Source organism: Limnohabitans sp. DCL3 (assembly GCF_048019295.1).
Taxonomy (GTDB): domain Bacteria; phylum Pseudomonadota; class Gammaproteobacteria; order Burkholderiales; family Burkholderiaceae_C; genus Limnohabitans_A.
Map to the genome: position 1 here is coordinate 2334281 of NZ_CP171842.1, position 16462 is coordinate 2350742.

16 protein-coding genes are annotated in these 16462 nt (G+C 60.2%); 11 read left to right on the top strand and 5 right to left on the bottom strand.

Features of this window, described 5'->3' with window-relative positions; all coding sequences use genetic code 11:
- Positions 1-7: 7 nt before the first annotated feature.
- Together xdhA and uraH are read right to left on the bottom strand one after the other, a co-directional pair.
- Entirely contained in the window at positions 8-1471 is a 1464-nt protein-coding gene (gene xdhA / locus ACHEXK_RS10690) for a xanthine dehydrogenase small subunit (RefSeq protein WP_416546012.1), read from the bottom strand.
- A gap of 228 nt (positions 1472-1699) precedes the next feature.
- On the bottom strand, positions 1700-2053 hold the full coding sequence (uraH, locus tag ACHEXK_RS10695) for a hydroxyisourate hydrolase (protein WP_416546014.1): 354 nt from the start codon (positions 2051-2053) through the stop codon (positions 1700-1702).
- Positions 2054-2213: 160 nt separating this feature from the next.
- Here uraH and ACHEXK_RS10700 point away from each other — a divergent pair, with 160 nt between their 5' ends.
- The 6 genes from ACHEXK_RS10700 (at position 2214) to ACHEXK_RS10725 (ending at position 8051) form a co-directional block, all read left to right on the top strand.
- Entirely contained in the window at positions 2214-2879 is a 666-nt protein-coding gene (locus ACHEXK_RS10700) for a GntR family transcriptional regulator (RefSeq protein ID WP_416546016.1), read from the top strand.
- Between the two features lie 18 nt (positions 2880-2897).
- A complete protein-coding gene (gene puuE, locus ACHEXK_RS10705; RefSeq protein WP_416546018.1) occupies positions 2898-3848 on the top strand; it encodes an allantoinase PuuE in 951 nt (316 codons plus the stop codon).
- A gap of 2 nt (positions 3849-3850) precedes the next feature.
- Positions 3851-5626, top strand: a complete 1776-nt coding sequence (gene uraD, locus ACHEXK_RS10710) for a 2-oxo-4-hydroxy-4-carboxy-5-ureidoimidazoline decarboxylase (protein ID WP_416546020.1) — start codon at positions 3851-3853, stop codon at positions 5624-5626.
- A complete protein-coding gene (locus ACHEXK_RS10715) occupies positions 5623-6876 on the top strand; it encodes a M20 family metallopeptidase (RefSeq protein ID WP_416546022.1) in 1254 nt (417 codons plus the stop codon). The genes uraD and ACHEXK_RS10715 overlap by 4 nt, the downstream gene beginning before the upstream one ends.
- Positions 6877-6969: 93 nt before the next feature.
- Complete coding sequence (locus ACHEXK_RS10720; RefSeq protein WP_416546024.1) at positions 6970-7200, top strand: TA system antitoxin ParD family protein; 231 nt, start codon at positions 6970-6972, stop codon at positions 7198-7200.
- A gap of 5 nt (positions 7201-7205) precedes the next feature.
- The gene (locus ACHEXK_RS10725; protein WP_416546026.1) at positions 7206-8051 is read left to right on the top strand and encodes a phytanoyl-CoA dioxygenase family protein; all 846 of its coding nucleotides are present in this window, start codon (positions 7206-7208) and stop codon (positions 8049-8051) included.
- Here the strand turns inward: ACHEXK_RS10725 and ACHEXK_RS10730 are convergent.
- Positions 8048-8941: a DUF2892 domain-containing protein gene (locus tag ACHEXK_RS10730; protein WP_416546028.1), complete on the bottom strand. Its 894-nt coding sequence runs from the start codon at positions 8939-8941 to the stop codon at positions 8048-8050. The genes ACHEXK_RS10725 and ACHEXK_RS10730 overlap by 4 nt on opposite strands.
- 242 nt (positions 8942-9183) lie before the next feature.
- Between ACHEXK_RS10730 and ACHEXK_RS10735 the strand changes: the two genes are divergently transcribed.
- The 5 genes from ACHEXK_RS10735 to ACHEXK_RS10755 all read left to right on the top strand — a co-directional run bounded on the left by ACHEXK_RS10735 (position 9184) and on the right by ACHEXK_RS10755 (position 14478).
- Positions 9184-10665 carry a nucleobase:cation symporter-2 family protein gene (locus ACHEXK_RS10735; RefSeq protein WP_416546030.1) on the top strand — a complete coding sequence of 494 codons (1482 nt, stop codon included), beginning with the start codon at positions 9184-9186 and terminating at the stop codon, positions 10663-10665.
- 172 nt (positions 10666-10837) lie between these two features.
- Complete coding sequence (locus ACHEXK_RS10740; protein WP_416546032.1) at positions 10838-11872, top strand: ABC transporter substrate-binding protein; 1035 nt, start codon at positions 10838-10840, stop codon at positions 11870-11872.
- Positions 11873-11995: 123 nt separating this feature from the next.
- A complete protein-coding gene (locus ACHEXK_RS10745) occupies positions 11996-12814 on the top strand; it encodes an ABC transporter ATP-binding protein (RefSeq protein ID WP_416546034.1) in 819 nt (272 codons plus the stop codon).
- A gap of 14 nt (positions 12815-12828) precedes the next feature.
- Positions 12829-13596 (top strand): ABC transporter permease, encoded by a 768-nt coding sequence (locus tag ACHEXK_RS10750; protein WP_100117841.1) that lies wholly within the window; start codon positions 12829-12831, stop codon positions 13594-13596.
- 51 nt (positions 13597-13647) lie between these two features.
- Positions 13648-14478, top strand: a complete 831-nt coding sequence (locus ACHEXK_RS10755) for an urease accessory protein UreD (protein ID WP_416546037.1) — start codon at positions 13648-13650, stop codon at positions 14476-14478.
- A 176-nt stretch (positions 14479-14654) separates the two neighbouring features.
- Here ACHEXK_RS10755 and ACHEXK_RS10760 read toward each other — a convergent pair whose 3' ends face one another.
- Positions 14655-15320 carry a LysE family translocator gene (locus tag ACHEXK_RS10760; protein ID WP_416546039.1) on the bottom strand — a complete coding sequence of 222 codons (666 nt, stop codon included), beginning with the start codon at positions 15318-15320 and terminating at the stop codon, positions 14655-14657.
- 437 nt (positions 15321-15757) lie between these two features.
- Positions 15758-16462, bottom strand: a complete 705-nt coding sequence (gene urtE / locus ACHEXK_RS10765; RefSeq protein WP_416546040.1) for an urea ABC transporter ATP-binding subunit UrtE — start codon at positions 16460-16462, stop codon at positions 15758-15760.

Here is a 16462-nt window from a genome sequence, read left to right on the forward strand (position 1 = left end):
CCTGGTTTTAAGATTGTTCTTCAACGAATTCGAGCACCAAGTTGCGGGCGACCAAGGCGCGGTAGGCCCAGGTGGCACGCAGACCGTCACGGGCGGTGAAGCTGGCAGTGATCGCGGCGTCCAGGTCGGCCGATTTCACGTCGGCTGGTGCACGGCCTTCCAGCACGGCTTCGAGCTTGGGGGCTCGGCAAGGCGATGGCGCCAAGCCGTTGTAAGCCAGCTTCACGCCGCTCAGCTTGCCGCCTTTGAGCGTGTAGCTGATGGCCGCGCAAGTGGCCGAAATGTCTTGCTCAAAGCGCTTGCTCACCTTGTGGGCGCGGAACACCTGGCCTGCCACAGGTTTGGGCAGCTCGATGGCTTCGATGAACTCGCCGGGCGCCATCACGTTTTTCTTCATGCCAGTGTAGAAGTTGTCCAGCAGCACCTGGCGGGTTTTGTCGCCACGGCGCAGCACCAGAGTGGCACCCAGCGCCATCAGGCAAGGCATGGTGTCGCCAATGGGCGAGCCGTTGGCGATGTTGCCCGCCAGCGTGGCCGTCGACCGGATGGGGGGGGAGCCAAAACGGCGCAGCACTTCGGAGAAGTCGGGGTAAGCCTGGGCCAACAGCGCTTCGACCTGCGTGAGCGACACCGCCGCGCCAATGCGCCAGGCGCTGGCGGTCTCACTCACTTGGCGCAGTTCTTTGACGTTGCCCAGATACATGATGTGGTCGGGGCGGCTGAACTGCTTGTTGACCTGCAGACCGATTTCGGTGCTGCCCGCCAACAGCGTGGTGGTCGGGTGCTTGACCAAATAATCGGCCGCCTCGGCCAGGGTGGCGGGCGAGACGAACTCATTGCCTTTGCGGGTACGCACGACCGGCTGCACGATGATGTCACCGTCCAGGCTGAGCGTGGGCACTTTGGCGCGTTGAATTTCTTGGAGCAGCGGCACATCGGCGCTGTCGTCCAGCTTCAAAGCCTCGGGCTGGGCGCAAGCCTTGGTGGCCGATTCGATGATCGGCTTGTAGCCGGTGCAACGGCACAGGTTGCCGCTGAGCGAATCGGTGATCTGCTGTCGGTTGGGCATGGGCAAGACCTGCACCAAATTCACCAGACTCATCACGATGCCGGGGGTGCAAAAGCCGCACTGCGAGCCGTGGCACTTGATCATTTCCTCCTGCACGGGGTGCAGCGTGCCATCGGCTTTTTTCAGGCTCTCCACCGTCTTGACCGATTTGCCGTCCAGTGAAGGCAGCAGCTGGATGCAGGCGTTGGTGGCCACATAGTCCACGCCCGTTCCAGCTCCATTGAGCTCACCCACCATCACCACACAAGCGCCGCAATCGCCTTCCGCGCAGCCCTCTTTGGTACCCGTGCGGTGCAATTGTTCGCGCAAATAATCGAGAACAGTGGTGGTGCGGCGCTCGCCTTGGGCTTCGACAATGCGGCCGTCGAGCACAAAGCGCACGGTGTTGGTGACTTGGGTCATATGGGAAAGGGTGTGGGTAGACAAACAGTAAGCCTCGATTTTAAGGAACCGGGGCCCACGTGGCGGTCTTTTTTGACCAAATCGACAGAATTGTTGGCGTCATCGGGCTCAGACCCCGTGTCGCTCCAAGATGCCCCTTGCAAAAAGGCGCACCTTCAGCCTCATTGATGTTTGAAGAATTGGGGTCGAAATAATTGGGGTCAGATCCCGATTATTGATCCCGATTTTTTATGAACCGCGGTAAGTCGAGTAGCTCCAGGGACTGGCCAGCAAGGGCACATGGTAGTGCTGGTCCTCGTGGGCCACCCCGAAATCCAGGCTCACTTTGTTCAAGAAGTTCGGCTCGGGTAACTCCACGCCCTTGGCCTTGAAGTAACCCGCCACGTCAAAGACCAGGCGGTAGGTGCCTTGGCGCAGGCTGGTGTGGTCATAGAGCAGGCCATCGGGGTTGCGGCCATCGTGGTTGAGGGTGAAGCTTTTGACCCAAGTGGCCTGATCGCCTTGGGTGGTGTACAAGGCCACCTGCATGCCCGCAGCGGGGCAGCCGTGCATGGTGTCCAAAACGTGTGTGCTCAATCCCATGGTGTGCTCGCTTGTCTTGAATAAGGGTCAAAAAAGAGGGGCTTGGGCTTGGCTTTGAGAGGCCGTCCAAACCGGTCGACCGAAGTGTATACAATTTTGCATTTGGTGGCTATGATTTGCGCCACCAAGACAAAGACACCCGGAAAAGGGACCGCGAGACATGGAAACTTCCACCACGCACCACATTGTCGAATCACTGACCCGCGCCATCGTGGAGCACCGGCTGTTGCCCGGCTCCAAACTGGCCGAGCAAAAGCTGGCCGACCATTTTGGCGTGTCGCGCACGTTGGTGCGCCAGGCGCTGTTTCAGTTGTCACAAAACCGCTTGATCCGGCTCGAACCGGCTCGCGGCGCGTTTGTGGCCGCCCCCTCGGTCGAAGAAGCGCAACAGGTCTTTGCCGTGCGCCGCATGCTGGAGGCCGAGATGACGCGTGCCTTTGTGCAGCAGGTCACGTCCGAACAAATCGTGGCCTTGAAAGACCACATCAAGCAAGAGCGCGAAGCCGTGACGCAGGGCGACATCACGGGCCGCACGGAGTTACTGGGCGACTTCCATGTGCGCATGGCTGAACTCATGAACAACGATGTGCTGGCCCAGGTGCTGGGTGAATTGATCTCGCGCTGCGCCCTGATCACCTTGATGTACCAATCGCGCAACGAGGCCGAGCACTCCACCGACGAGCATGTGGCCATCGTGGCTGCGCTCGAAGCACAAGACTCGGACCTGGCCGTGCGCCTGATGCACGAACACCTGTTGCACGTCGAAGCCAGCTTGACCTTTGACCGCAAAGTGCCCACCCACGACATTTCTCTGGCCCTGGCCTGAACCCTTGCAATGACCGCCATGAGCACCTACGACAGCACCCTCCCCTACCCCCGCGACCTCCAAGGCTATGGCCGCCATGTGCCACACGCCCAGTGGCCCGGGGGTGCCCGTGTGGCCGTGCAGTTTGTCTTGAACTACGAAGAAGGCGGCGAAAACTCGGTGCTGCACGGTGATGCAGGCTCTGAGCAGTTTTTGTCTGAGATGTTCAACCCTGCGTCCTTTCCCGAGCGGCACATCAGCATGGAAGGCATTTACGAATACGGATCGCGGGCGGGCGTCTGGCGCTTGCTGCGCGAGTTTGAAAAACGCAAGTTGCCGCTCACCGTGTTTGGCGTGGCCACCGCGCTGCAAAAGCACCCCGAATTGACCGCCGCCTTCCAAGAACTGGGCTACGACATCGCCTGCCATGGCCTCAAGTGGATCCATTACCAAAATATCGATGAAGCCACCGAGCGTGCCCACATGGCCGAGGCCATGGCGATCATGCAAAAGCTCACGGGCGAACGCCCCCTGGGCTGGTACACCGGGCGCGACAGCCCCAACACCCGCCGCTTGGTGGCTGACTTCGGCGGGTTTGAGTACGACAGCGACTACTACGGCGACGACCTGCCGTTTTGGATGAAAGTGCGCAAAAGCGACGGCACCGATGCACCTCAACTCATCGTGCCCTACACCCTGGATTGCAACGACATGCGCTTCGCGCTGCCCCAGGGCTATTCGCATGCCGACCCGTTCTTCCAGTACATGAAGGACACCTTTGACGCGCTCTATGCCGAAGGTGACCCGAATGGCGACAACGCCCCCAAGATGATGAGCATCGGCATGCACTGCCGCTTGCTGGGCCGCCCCGGCCGCATCACCGCACTGCAACGCTTTTTGGACCACATCCAGTCGCACGACAAAGTCTGGGTGGCGCGGCGCCTCGACATTGCACGGCATTGGAAAGCCACACACCCTTACAAGGATTGAACATGGCCCTGACCCTCGACCAACTCAACCAAGCATCCGCTGCAGACGCCGCGCAGATGCTCGACGGCCTGTACGAGCATTCGCCCTGGATCGCCGAGCAAGCGCTGGCGCAACGCCCGTTCACCTCGCTGGCCCACCTCAAGCACACCATGTGTGAAGTGCTGGCGCACGCTGGGCGTGACGCGCAACTCGGCCTGATTCGCGCCCACCCCGAGTTGGCCGGCAAAGCCATGGTCAGCAAGTCGCTCACAGCCGAGTCGACCCACGAGCAAACGAAAGCGGGCTTGACCGACTGCACGCCCGAAGAGTTCGCCAAGATCCAAAAGCTCAACGCCGACTACAACGCCAAGTTCGGCTGGCCCTTCATCCTGGCGGTGCGCGGTCCGCGTGGCGTGGGCTTGAACAAAAAACAGATCATCGACGCCTTTGAGCGCCGCCTGTTTGGTCACCCCGACTTTGAATTGGCCGAGTGCCTGCGCAACATCCACCGCATCGTCGAGATCCGGCTGAACGACAAGTTCGGTGTGGAACCCACGCTCGGCCACCAGGTCTGGGACTGGCAAGAACAACTCGCGCAGCACTCCGACCCCGGCTTTGCCGAACGGGGTCAACTCACCGTCACGTACCTCACCGACGCGCACCGCGCCTGCGCCCAGCGCATCGCACAAAACATGCGCGACTGCGGTTTTGACGAGGTGGATACCGATGCGGTGGGCAACGTGGTGGGACGCTACCACCCGGCCACCGCAGGCGGCAAATACTTGATGACGGGCAGCCACTACGACACCGTGCGCAATGGCGGCAAGTACGACGGGCGCCTGGGCATCTTTGTGCCCATGGCCTGTGTGCAGCAGCTGTACCAGCAAGGCCAACGTCTGCCCTTTGGCATCGAAGTCGTGGCCTTCGCTGAAGAAGAAGGTCAGCGCTACAAAGCCACCTTCCTCGGCTCGGGCGCCCTCATCGGCCAATTCAACCCCGCCTGGCTGGACCAACAAGATGCCGACGGCATCACCCTGCGTGCGGCCATGCAGCACGCAGGCCTGTGCATCGACGACATCCCCCACATCCAGCGCGACCCGGCGCAGTACTTGGGCTTTGTCGAAGTGCACATCGAGCAAGGCCCGGTGCTCAATGAAGTGAACATCCCGCTGGGCGTCGTCACCTCCATCAATGGCAGCGTGCGTTACCTGTGCGAGGTATTCGGCACCGCCAGCCACGCGGGCACCACCCCCATGGACCGCCGCCGCGACGCGGCCTGCGCCGTGGCCGAACTGGCGCTGTACATGGAGCAACGCGCCGGCCAAGACGGCGACAGCGTGGCGACGATGGGCCAGCTGCAAGTCCCCAACGGCTCGATCAACGTGGTGCCCGGGCGCTGCCTGTTCAGCCTGGACATGCGTGCGCCCACCGATGCACAGCGCGACGCGCTGGTGGCGGATGTGATGGCGCAATTGCAGGCCATTGCCGAGCGCCGTGGCGTGCGCGTCAAAACCGAACTCACCATGAGCGCCGCTGCTGCGCCCAGCGCCCCCGAGTGGCAAGCGCGTTGGGAACGCGCCGTGAGCGCCTTGGGTGTGCCGCTGTTCAAACTGCCCAGCGGCGCAGGCCACGACGCGATGAAGCTGCATGAAGTCATGCCACAAGCCATGCTGTTTGTGCGCGGCGAAAACGGCGGCATCAGCCACAACCCACGCGAATCGACCACCAGCGACGACATGCAGCTGTGCGTCGACGCTTTCTCCCATGTTTTGAACCAACTCTCTCAGGAACTGTCATGAGCGCTACTGCCCAACAATACGCACAACTCGACGCTTGGATCGACGCGCACTTCGACGAACAGGTGAAGTTCTTGCAAGCCTTGGTGCAGGTGCCCACCGACACGCCACCGGGCAACAACGCGCCCCACGCCGAGCGCACCGCCGAACTGCTCAAGCCCATGGGGTTTGAGGCAGAAAAGCACCCTGTGCCCGCCTCCGAAGTCAAGGCCTATGGCCTGGAGTCGATCACCAACCTGATCGTGCGCCGCCCATATGGCGAAGGCAAAACCATCGCCCTGAACGCCCATGGCGACGTGGTGCCCCCCGGCGAAGGCTGGACCCACCCGCCCTACGGCGGCGAGATCCACAACGGCGCCATGTACGGACGCGCCACCGCCGTGAGCAAGTGCGACTTCTCCACCTTCACCTTTGCCACGCGGGCACTCGAATCGCTCAAGGCCCCCCTCAAAGGCGGTGTGGAACTGCACTTCACCTACGACGAAGAGTTTGGCGGCGAAATGGGCCCCGGCTGGCTGCTGGCCCAGGGCCTGACCCAACCCGACCTGATGATCGCAGCAGGCTTCAGTTACCAAGTCGTCACCGCACACAACGGCTGCCTGCAAATGGAAGTCACCGTGCAAGGCGAGATGTCGCACGCCGCCATCCCCGACAGCGGCACCGATGCATTGCAAGGCGCGGTGCACATCCTGAACGCTTTGCTCGCACTGAATACGCAGTACCTGTTGGTCACGTCCCAAGTCGAGGGCATCACCCACCCCTATCTGAACGTGGGCCTGATCGAAGGCGGCACCAACACCAACGTGGTGCCGGGCAAAGTCAGCTTCAAGCTCGACCGCCGCATGATCCCCGAAGAAAACCCGGCCGAAGTGGAAGCCAGCATCCGCCAAACCATTGCCGACGCCGCTGCCAGCTTCAAGCCCCCGCGCGGCGGCCATGTGCTGAAAGTGGATGTGCGCCGCATGCTGCTGGCCAACGCCATGAAACCGCTGGCGGGCAACCAACCGCTGGTGAGCGCCATCCAAAAACACGGTGAACAAGTCTTCGGCGAAGCCATCCCTGCTTTGGGCACGCCGCTCTACACCGACGTGCGCCTGTACGTGGAGCGCGGCATCCCCGGCGTGATCTACGGCGCAGGCCCGCGCAGCGTGCTCGAATCCAACGCCAAACGCGCCGACGAGCATGTGCAGCTGGATGACCTGCGCCGGGCGACCAAGGTGGTGGCGCGGACGTTGCTGGATTTGCTGGCTTGAAACTGAAGGTGCTTAGGCACCTTGAGAAACCACGCTTACCTTTTCAACTTCAGAGCCACGCCATTTTTTGAAATTCATTTCTAGGTGAACGCCATGGGCAAACCAGTGAACATCAATGATGGGCTTTACAGCCAAGCCAAGGCCTATGCCATGGCTGAGCGTCAAACCATCGCTGAACAGATCAATCTCTGGGCCATGGTAGGTAAAGCTGGGCTCGACAACCCAGATTTACCAACTGCTTTTGTTCGCGATCTCATCGTTGCACGCATGAAAAATTCCGAGTTGGCTACGCCGTTTGTGCCCGCCTCCACGGCCCGAGCTTGAACGTTATGACCGCACCTGACCTCGCCACCCTGCGCCAGCGCGTGCAGGCCTGCACCACCGACCAAGACGTGGCCGACTATCAGCGCGACGGCGCGGTGTGCATCCGCAACTTGTTCACGCCCGAAGAAGTGGCCCTGCTGCGGGACGGTATCGAGGCCAATTTGGCCCAGCCCAGCCCGCGCGGCATGGTGGCCAGCAGGCCGGACGACCCGGGGCGTTTTTTTGAAGACTTTTGCAACTGGCAAGACATCCCGCAGTACCAGCGCTTCATCTTTGACACCCCCCTGGCCGCACTGGCGCAGCGGCTGATGCAAAGCCAGACGGTGCGCCTGTACCACGACCACCTGTTGGTCAAAGAGCCCGGCACACGCCAGCGCACGCCTTGGCACCAAGACCAGCCTTATTACAACGTGGACGGCCTGCAAAACATCAGTTTTTGGATTCCGGTGGACCCGGTGTCCCGCCCGTCCACGCTGGAGTTCATCGCAGGCTCACACCGTGGCCCCTGGCTCATGCCGCGCACTTTCATGACGAACCAGGCTAAATGGTTCCCCGAAGGCTCGCTGGCCGAATTGCCCAACATCGACCAGCACCGCGAAGACTTCCCCATCCTCGGCTGGGACTTGCAGCCGGGCGACTTGGTGTGTTTTCACATGCTCAGCCTGCACGCCTCAGCCGGCGTGGACGGCACGCAGCGCAGGCGCGTGTACTCGGTGCGCTTTTTGGGCGACGACATGACCCACGCGCCTCGCCCCTGGGTCACCTCACCGCCTTTTCCCGGGCTGGACCAGGAGCTGCCCGCCGGAGCACCCATGGACCATGCGCTGTTTCCGCTGATGCCTGGGCTTTAACCCCGTTTCAGATACACCTTGACGAAACTGCGCTTGAGCTGATCTGCCTGCGCAGGCATGGCCCCCAGATTTCCGGCTTGCGCCAATGCCAACAGCTCATCCAGGTTTTTGCGAATGGCCTGAATTTCGGCGTCGTTGGCTTCCAGTTCCACAGGTTTGAACTTGTCGCTGAGCATGGGATGCAGTTGCTTGACTTTTTCCGCGTCCTTGGCGTTCGCTGCGTCCAAGATCAGCTCCATCGCGTCATGGAAATCCACCAGCGCAACGGCCAGCATGGAAAACCCATTGCGCTTGAAGATGCCCTGAAACACGGGGCGGATTTTTTCCAGATCCAAATGCGCCTGATGCAGATCACCATCGCGCACCAGGGGCTGAGCGGCAGCCATGATCACAGCCACCTGCTGCAAATCGCTCACCAGTTGGTGGTCGCCCCTGAGGGCATAGGGCTGATAAGCGCTGTATTTGCGCTGAAAAACCGCATAGCCTGACACCATTTTTTCCCCATTCGCGACAGCGGAGTCACGTTCATTTTTACCCGTCAGAAACAGCGTTTGTTTGTAAAAGTGGTTCATCGCATTGAACTCTTCCAAAAAGAGTTTGCGACTGAACAACGCGCTGCCATAACTGCCACCGACGAGCAAGGCCAGCAAGGCCAACCACCCCAACCAGCGCCAGAGGGGGCTCACTTTGCTGACGGCCCACTGGGCAGTGCCCATGCCCAGTAATCGGTATAAAGGGCAAAACTGCGCACCCGCCGTGCCCACCATCAGCAACGCCCCTGCGAAGGCGGCCCATTGCCATACCCCTGTCAACCAGAAATACCCCCCTTGCGCCAGAACGATGGCCAAAGCCAGACGACACCAGCGGTCGATCGGATGGATGTTTTTCATGGGGAAACCTTGTGTTGGACCACCAAAAGGGTTTCGGTGATGTCGGGTTTCAGTATCAACACCCCCGCCCCTGTTGGAATTGATCCTGATCACGGGGCGGGAATCTTTTTCAAAACAGGCTGCACCGGGGTATTCCCTGAGGTCAAGTGTGGAAATTTTGTATACAGTTTCGAACACAAAGAAGCACACATCTAGTTTCTTTGCGGTTTTCCCCCTCTGTTTAATTTTCAGGAGACCCCTCCATGAGTTCAACCATCCACCCCGTGGACGAGCATTTGCCCAATGGCAAGCTCGCCGCTTTGGGCCTACAGCATGTCCTGGTGATGTATGCCGGCGCGGTGGCCGTGCCCCTGATCGTCGGCCGCGCCCTCAAACTCAGCCCCGAGCAAGTGGCGATGCTGATTTCGGCCGACCTGTTTTGCTGCGGTTTGGTCACGCTGATCCAATCGCTGGGCGCCACACAGTGGTTTGGCATCAAATTGCCCGTGATGATGGGCGTGACATTTGCGTCTGTGGCCCCGATGGTGGCCATGGCCAACAACAACCCGGGGGTGCAAGGCGCAGGGCTGATCTTTGGCGCCATCATTGGCGCGGGGGTGATCTCCATCTTGATTGCGCCGATCGTCAGTCGGATGCTGCGATTTTTCCCGCCTGTGGTCACCGGCACCATCATTGCCGTCATCGGCATCAGCTTGATGCGCGTGGGCATCAACTGGATTTTTGGCAACCCCTTCGGCCCCACAGCGCCCAGCATTCCCAATCCGGAACACTTGGCCTGGCTCGATGCCGCCAAACAAGCGGCCAGCACGGGCGCGGTGCCCCCAGTGCCTGCCGGCCTGAACATCGTGGGCTCGGTGCCCAACCCCAAGTACGCACAGCTCTCGCACATCGGCATTGCCGCCATCGTGTTGGTGTCCATCTTGCTGATTGCCAAATACGCCCGTGGCTTTGTGGCCAACATTTCGGTGCTGTTGGGCATCGTGATCGGTGGCGTGGTGGCCACGGCCTCTGGCCTCATGAGCTTCGAAAAAGTCGGCAAAGCGGGCTGGTTTGACCTGGTGCTGCCCTTCGAAATTGCCACCCCTGTCTTTGACCCGATCCTGATCCTGACCATGACCTTGGTGATGATCGTGGTGATGATCGAGTCGACCGGCATGTTCCTGGCCTTGGGCGATCTGACGGGCAAAAAAGTCGACCAAAAAATGCTCACCGCAGGTCTGCGCACCGACGGTCTGGGCACGCTGATCGGCGGCATTTTCAACACCTTCCCTTACACCAGCTTCTCACAAAACGTGGGCTTGGTCGGCGTGACCGGCGTGAAAAGCCGCTTCGTCTGCGTGGCAGGTGGCGTGATCCTGATCGTGCTGGGCTTGTTGCCCAAAATGGCGGCCTTGGTCGAGTCGCTGCCCACCTTTGTGTTGGGTGGTGCGGGCTTGGTGATGTTCGGCATGGTGGCCGCCACCGGCATCCGCATTCTGGCCAGCGTGGACTACAAAGGCAACCGCAACAACCTGTTCATCGTGGCCATCTCGATCGGCTTTGGCATGATCCCGCTGATCGCACCGCGCTACCTGCAGTGGATGCCGCACAGCATCCACCCGCTGATCGAGTCGGGCATCTTGCTGGCCTCCATCAGCGCTGTGCTCTTGAACCTGTATTTCAACGGCTCCAAAGGCGACAACCGCGACGCCATCGAAGCGGCCAAACAAGCCGAAGCGCATTGAAAAGGTGCGTAAATACTTTTAGCCCCATTTTGGTGCCAGATAAGCCAGGCCTGGGCACCAAAAGAGGGGGTTTCTAGGGGATGAACCTGACACAGCCTGTCAGAACCATGGTCGATAATGGCACCGAATTTGCTAAACAAGATTCACCGTTTATTTGAACCTGGAGCCCCTCATGAACAAGCGTTTCTTCATCAAAGCCACAGCCGCCTTGGCCGCTGTGGCTTCTTTCGGTTTGGCACAAGCCCAGACCACCCCCATCAAGTTTCAGATGGACTGGCGCTTTGAGGGCCCTGCTGCTTTCTTTCTGGTCCCCGGCACCAAAGGCTACTTCAAAGATGCCAAACTGGATGTGACCGTCGACTCTGGCAACGGCTCCGGTGGCGCAGTCACCCGCGTGGCTTCGGGCACTTACGACCTCGGTTTTGCCGACCTGGCCGCCCTGATGGAATTCCACGCCAACAACCCCGATGCGCCCAACAAGCCTGTGGCCATCATGATGGTCTACAACAACACCCCCGCCTCGGTGATGGCGTTGAAGAAGTCCGGCATCAAAACCCCCGCCGATTTGGCCGGAAAAAAGCTGGGTGCACCCGTGTTTGACGCCGGTCGCCGCGCCTTCCCCATTTTCCAAAAAGCCAACAGCATCGGCAACGTGGCTTGGACCGCCATGGACCCGCCCCTGCGCGAAACCATGTTGGTGCGCGGTGATGTGGATGCCATCACCGGTTTCACATTCACCTCTTTGCTCAACATCGAAGCACGCGGCGTGAAAGCCGAAGACGTGGTGGTCATGCAATACCCCGACTTTGGTGTCAAACTCTACGGCAACGCGATCATCGCCTCGCCCAAGATCTTGAAGGAAAACCCAGCTGCGGTGAAAGCCTTCTTGAGCGCCTTCACCAAAGGTGCCAAGGACGTGATGGCCGACCCAGCCAAGGCCATTGAATCGGTCAAGGCCCGCGACGGCATCATCAACGTGGCGCTCGAAACCCGCCGCCTGCAACTGGCCATCGACACCGTGATCAACAGCCCATCGGCTCGCGCTGAAGGCTTTGGTCAAATCAATGGCCCCCGCCTGACCCTCATGGCTTCGCAGGTGTCGGACGCGTTCAACACCAAGACCCGCGTCAAGGTGGAAGACATCTGGAACGGTGCGTTCTTGCCCACCGCCAAAGAGCTGGACATTCTGCCCAAAGGCAAAAAGTAATTCGGCGCAAGCTGCGGGGCATTTGCCCCATGCGCCAAGCCCACCACAACCCTGCAGGGGTCGGTGGGCTTTTACAGGGCGCATCGTGTATACACTTTCGAACACCATTTTCGAGCTCTCACCATGACCCAAGAATCATTCGTTGATTTCCAGAATGTCTGGCTCGCCTACAACGACGAGTTGCTGGCGCAAAACCACTTTGCGGTGGAAGACATCAACCTGCAGGTCAAACAAGGCGAGTTCATCGCCATCGTGGGGCCCTCTGGTTGTGGCAAGTCCACCTTCATGAAGCTGACCACGGGCCTGAAGATGCCGAGCAAAGGCCGCATCTTGGTGGATGGCCAACCCGTCACCGGTCCGCTCAAAATCAGCGGCATGGCGTTCCAGGCTTCTTCGCTCTTGCCTTGGCGCACCACCCTCGACAATGTGTTGCTGCCCCTCGAAATCGTGGAGCCCTACCGCACGAACTTCAAGCAAAAAAAGGCCGAATACGTGGAGCGCGCACGCAAGCTGCTGAACACCGTGGGCTTGGGTGGCTATGAAGACAAATTCCCTTGGCAACTCTCGGGCGGCATGCAGCAACGCGCCAGCATTTGCCGCGCTTTGATCCATGAGCCCAAGATGCTGCTGCTGGACGAGCCCTTTGGTGCGCTCGACGCGTTCACGCGTGAAGAACTCTGGTGCATCTTGCGCGACCTGTGGACCGAGCAAAAGTTCAACGTCATTTTGGTCACGCACGACCTGCGCGAATCGGTGTTTTTGGCCGATACGGTGTACGTGATGAGCAAGAGCCCCGGCCGTTTTGTGGTGAAAAAAGAAATCGATCTGCCACGGCCGCGTGATCTGGAGATCACCTACACCCCCGAATTCACCAACATCGTGCACGAGCTGCGCGGCCACATCGGGGCCATGCGCAAAACCGGCGCGGCCATCCACCAATAAGCGGGAGCCCCCTCATGAACAAGAAATCTCTCGAAACCTGGTCGCCTTGGATCTTGCTGGTGCTGAGCTTGCTGATCTGGGAAGGTCTGTGCCGCGCCTTCAACGTCTCGGAATTCGTGTTCCCAAGTCCTTGGCGCATTGCCGAACAGACGGTGGAATACCGCGACGTGATCGCGGGCCACGCCTGGCGCACCTTCTGGGTGACCATGGTGGGCTTTGGCATCGCCATCGTGGTGGGCGTGTTGCTGGGCTTCATCATTGGCAGCTCGCGCCTGGCCTATGCCGCCGTGTACCCGCTGATGACGGCCTTCAACGCCTTGCCCAAAGCGGCGTTCGTGCCCATCCTGGTGGTGTGGTTCGGCATCGGCATTGGCCCGGCCATCCTCACCGCTTTCCTCATCAGCTTCTTCCCCATCATGGTGAACATCGCCACCGGCTTGGCCACCCTAGAGCCCGAGCTCGAAGACGTGCTGCGCGTGCTGGGCGCCAAGCGCTGGGACGTGCTGGTCAAAGTCGGCTTGCCGCGCTCCATGCCTTACTTTTACGGCTCGCTCAAAGTGGCCATCACGCTGGCCTTTGTGGGCACCACCGTGTCCGAGATGACGGCGTCCAACGAAGGCATTGGTTACCTCTTGATCTCGGCCGGCTCGGCCATGCAGATGGGCCTGGCGTTTTCAGGTCTGGTGGTCGTGGGTGCCATGGCCATGGTCATGTACGAGTTGTTCAGCTACATCGAAAAGCACACCACCGCTTGGGCACATCGCGGCTCGCAGGGTGAATGAAACGCGTGAACGGTTGGGCTTGAAGTCGGACATCCCCATCGGTTGCGCCTTATGACTTGGTTGGCCCGACTGGATCTGGACTACACGCTCGAAGCCGAGCGCAGCGTGGCCCGCTACCTGCACCAAGGCCCGCTGCGCATTTTGCAAAGCCTGTACCCCGAAGGCGATGCGGTCTGCCACAACGTGCTGGTGCACCCGCCCAGCGGCTTGGTGGGTGGCGACACGCTCGACATGCGCGTCACGGTCGGCCCCGGCGCACATGGCCTGGTGACCACGCCCGGCGCCACGCGCTTTTACAGAAGCGATGCGGGCTTGGCCACGCAACAGGTGCATGCCCGTTTAGAAACAGGTTCACGACTGGAATGGCTGCCGCTCGAAGCGATTGCCTACAGCGGCTGTGATGGCCTCAACCGCGCTGTCTTCGACTTGGCGCCTGGGGCTGAATTGATGACCTGGGACCTCACCGCTTTAGGCCTGCCCGCCGCCGACCTGCCTTTTGCACAAGGCACATTTCGCCAACATTTGGAAATCCCCGGCGTGTGGCTAGAGCGCGGCACTTTGAGCGCCAGCGACACCCGCTTGATGAACAGCCCGCTGGGCCTGGCCGGCCAGCGCTGCATGGCCACGCTGGCGTTTGCAGCGGGCAGCGCCATCGCTTCAGAACGCGTTGACCGCGCCCTGGCCTGTGCGCGTGAGTGGCTTGAAGCGTCTGAATTGCGCTTGACCGCCGGAGCCACCTCGCCGCACCCACAGGTCATCGTGCTGCGGGTGCTCTCACCCGTGACGGAGCCGGCCTTTCAACTGCTGCGGCAAGTGTGGGCGGCTTGGCGACACGAGATGTGGGGTATGAGCGGCACCCAGCCACGTCTTTGGAATCTTTAGGACTTGAGAGCGCGGAGCAATCAATGTCCGCTTAAGGCTGGTAGCGGTCGATCACAGCAGCCTTTTGGGCGGTAGCTAGCGACCCGTTGCAGTCCTTCGCCAATATCCCTCAATGCGGCCCTTAAAAGCTCAATAGCCTTGGCATGTGTTGCCAAGGCTATTGAAGCCTGTGCAATCTACCGCGCGTATTTTGCTGTTGGGCTGTTGTGCGACCCTGTAGATGGCATGTGGCCGAACAGATCCCTGACGGTGTTGAGTGCGAGCAGCAGAAACATCAACGCGCACAGTCGGTAGGTTAAGGCTACCCACCGCTGTCCAGCCTTCTTGAAAAGCCTGTCAATTGCAGCCGCGCAGAAGATTGCCCAAGAAACAGACGCGATCATGAATCCGGTAAAGAACATCACGTAGTCGGAAAAGCCGGGATCAGACACCCCAAGGGTGCCCAATGCGCTGCCAAGTGCAGCCCAATAAGCCAGGTTCTGAGGGTTGGTAACAGAAAGAACTACCCCTGACTTCAATGCAGATCGAGACTGTTCGACCTCAGTTTGCTGGACATTGAACGTAACGGAGGCTGCCTTCCATGAGTCCCAAGAAAGCCAGAGCAGATAGGCGGCGCCAGCAAGACCCACAGGCCACTTCAGCATGTCGACTTGTAGCAGTAGGCCCACGCCAAGGAGGCCCAATATCGCCCACGTCGCATCCCCCACCAGAGATCCGATCTGTACGGCCAGAGCAGGCCGGAAACCGCCAGTGGCCCCGCGGCGGACCGTCTCCGCAAAGATGGCGCCAGGCGCGGCGTTGAAAACAAGCCCGAGTAGAAAAGCTGCAAACAGAACTGACATATTGCCCTTTGATTGAAAGACCTCGTTTAAGCAACTTCCGCGCCTACACAGCCACACTGTGAGGCCCACTGAAACTAGCGATCGTCCATTACGAGTCTAGCGGGACGTGCGCCGTCAAGATGTGATCGCCGGACGCACTCCCTTATTCGCGATGCGGCGGCCAGCCTTGATGCGACCGACACCGGAGTCACGCCCGCAATGGGCCCGAACGCGCTTCGCCTTGCGACCGCCTGCTTGGCTGTGGAGCAGCAACTCATGAGTTTGATTCCAGCAGCCTCGGGCGATGCCTAACTCGCTTTGCTCGAACGTTTAGCGACTGCTTTCCCGTTTGACCACCGACCGCTTATGGCCGGTAGCAGACGGTCAGCTGTTTTATGCGTACGACTGCTACCGCTGCTTAGCAGACTTACACAATCAGCACTTCAAAAACAGCCTGATCAAATCGCGACCAGCTGCTGAATGTGCTTTTCCTTCATCTCACTGCCCGGCCCACGCGCAATCACCTCGCCGCGCTCCATCACCAGATATTGGTCGGCCAGTTCTTCGGCAAAGTCGTAGTACTGCTCGCACAGCAACACGGCCATGCGTTGGCCCTGCAGCCCCACATCGGCCAACTGGCGGATCACGCGGCCGATGTCTTTGATGATGCTGGGCTGGATGCCTTCGGTGGGCTCGTCCAAGATGAGCAAGCGCGGCTTGGCGGCCAGTGCGCGGGCAATGGCCAGTTGCTGCTGCTGCCCGCCGGACAAATCGCCGCCCCGGCGGTGCAGCATTTGTTTCAGAACAGGGAAGAGCTCAAACAGCTCAGGGGGAATCGGTGTGCCGCCCGGCTGTGTGGCCAGGCCCATGCGCAAATTGTCTTCCACCGTCAGGCGCGCAAAGATTTCCCGGCCTTGCGGGACGTAACCGATGCCCGCAGCGGCGCGTTCATAGGGCTTGGCATTCGTCAGATCTTGCTGGCTGAGGGTGACGCTGCCACTCTTGATGGGCACCAGCCCCATGAGTGATTTGAGCAAGGTGGTTTTGCCCACGCCATTGCGACCCAGCAGCACCGTGACCTGACCCTGTTCGGCGCTCAAACCCACATCACGCAGGATGTGCGAGCCGCCGTAATACTGGTGAATGTTCTTGACTTCCAGCAT

Excerpts from the sequence above, each read along its gene's own strand:
- ACHEXK_RS10760 (WP_416546039.1), bottom strand. The coding sequence starts at position 15,320 with ATGTCAGTTCTGTTTGCAGCTTTTCTACTCGGGCTTGTTTTCAACGCC.
- ACHEXK_RS10750 (WP_100117841.1), top strand. The coding sequence starts at position 12,829 with ATGAACAAGAAATCTCTCGAAACCTGGTCGCCTTGGATCTTGCTGGTG.
- puuE (WP_416546018.1), top strand. The coding sequence starts at position 2,898 with ATGAGCACCTACGACAGCACCCTCCCCTACCCCCGCGACCTCCAAGGC.
- uraH (WP_416546014.1), bottom strand. The coding sequence starts at position 2,053 with ATGGGATTGAGCACACACGTTTTGGACACCATGCACGGCTGCCCCGCT.
- ACHEXK_RS10725 (WP_416546026.1), top strand. The coding sequence starts at position 7,206 with ATGACCGCACCTGACCTCGCCACCCTGCGCCAGCGCGTGCAGGCCTGC.
- urtE (WP_416546040.1), bottom strand. The coding sequence starts at position 16,462 with ATGCTGGAAGTCAAGAACATTCACCAGTATTACGGCGGCTCGCACATC.
- ACHEXK_RS10735 (WP_416546030.1), top strand. The coding sequence starts at position 9,184 with ATGAGTTCAACCATCCACCCCGTGGACGAGCATTTGCCCAATGGCAAG.
- xdhA (WP_416546012.1), bottom strand. The coding sequence starts at position 1,471 with ATGACCCAAGTCACCAACACCGTGCGCTTTGTGCTCGACGGCCGCATT.
- ACHEXK_RS10740 (WP_416546032.1), top strand. The coding sequence starts at position 10,838 with ATGAACAAGCGTTTCTTCATCAAAGCCACAGCCGCCTTGGCCGCTGTG.
- ACHEXK_RS10745 (WP_416546034.1), top strand. The coding sequence starts at position 11,996 with ATGACCCAAGAATCATTCGTTGATTTCCAGAATGTCTGGCTCGCCTAC.
- ACHEXK_RS10715 (WP_416546022.1), top strand. The coding sequence starts at position 5,623 with ATGAGCGCTACTGCCCAACAATACGCACAACTCGACGCTTGGATCGAC.
- uraD (WP_416546020.1), top strand. The coding sequence starts at position 3,851 with ATGGCCCTGACCCTCGACCAACTCAACCAAGCATCCGCTGCAGACGCC.
- ACHEXK_RS10730 (WP_416546028.1), bottom strand. The coding sequence starts at position 8,941 with ATGAAAAACATCCATCCGATCGACCGCTGGTGTCGTCTGGCTTTGGCC.
- ACHEXK_RS10755 (WP_416546037.1), top strand. The coding sequence starts at position 13,648 with ATGACTTGGTTGGCCCGACTGGATCTGGACTACACGCTCGAAGCCGAG.
- ACHEXK_RS10720 (WP_416546024.1), top strand. The coding sequence starts at position 6,970 with ATGGGCAAACCAGTGAACATCAATGATGGGCTTTACAGCCAAGCCAAG.
- ACHEXK_RS10700 (WP_416546016.1), top strand. The coding sequence starts at position 2,214 with ATGGAAACTTCCACCACGCACCACATTGTCGAATCACTGACCCGCGCC.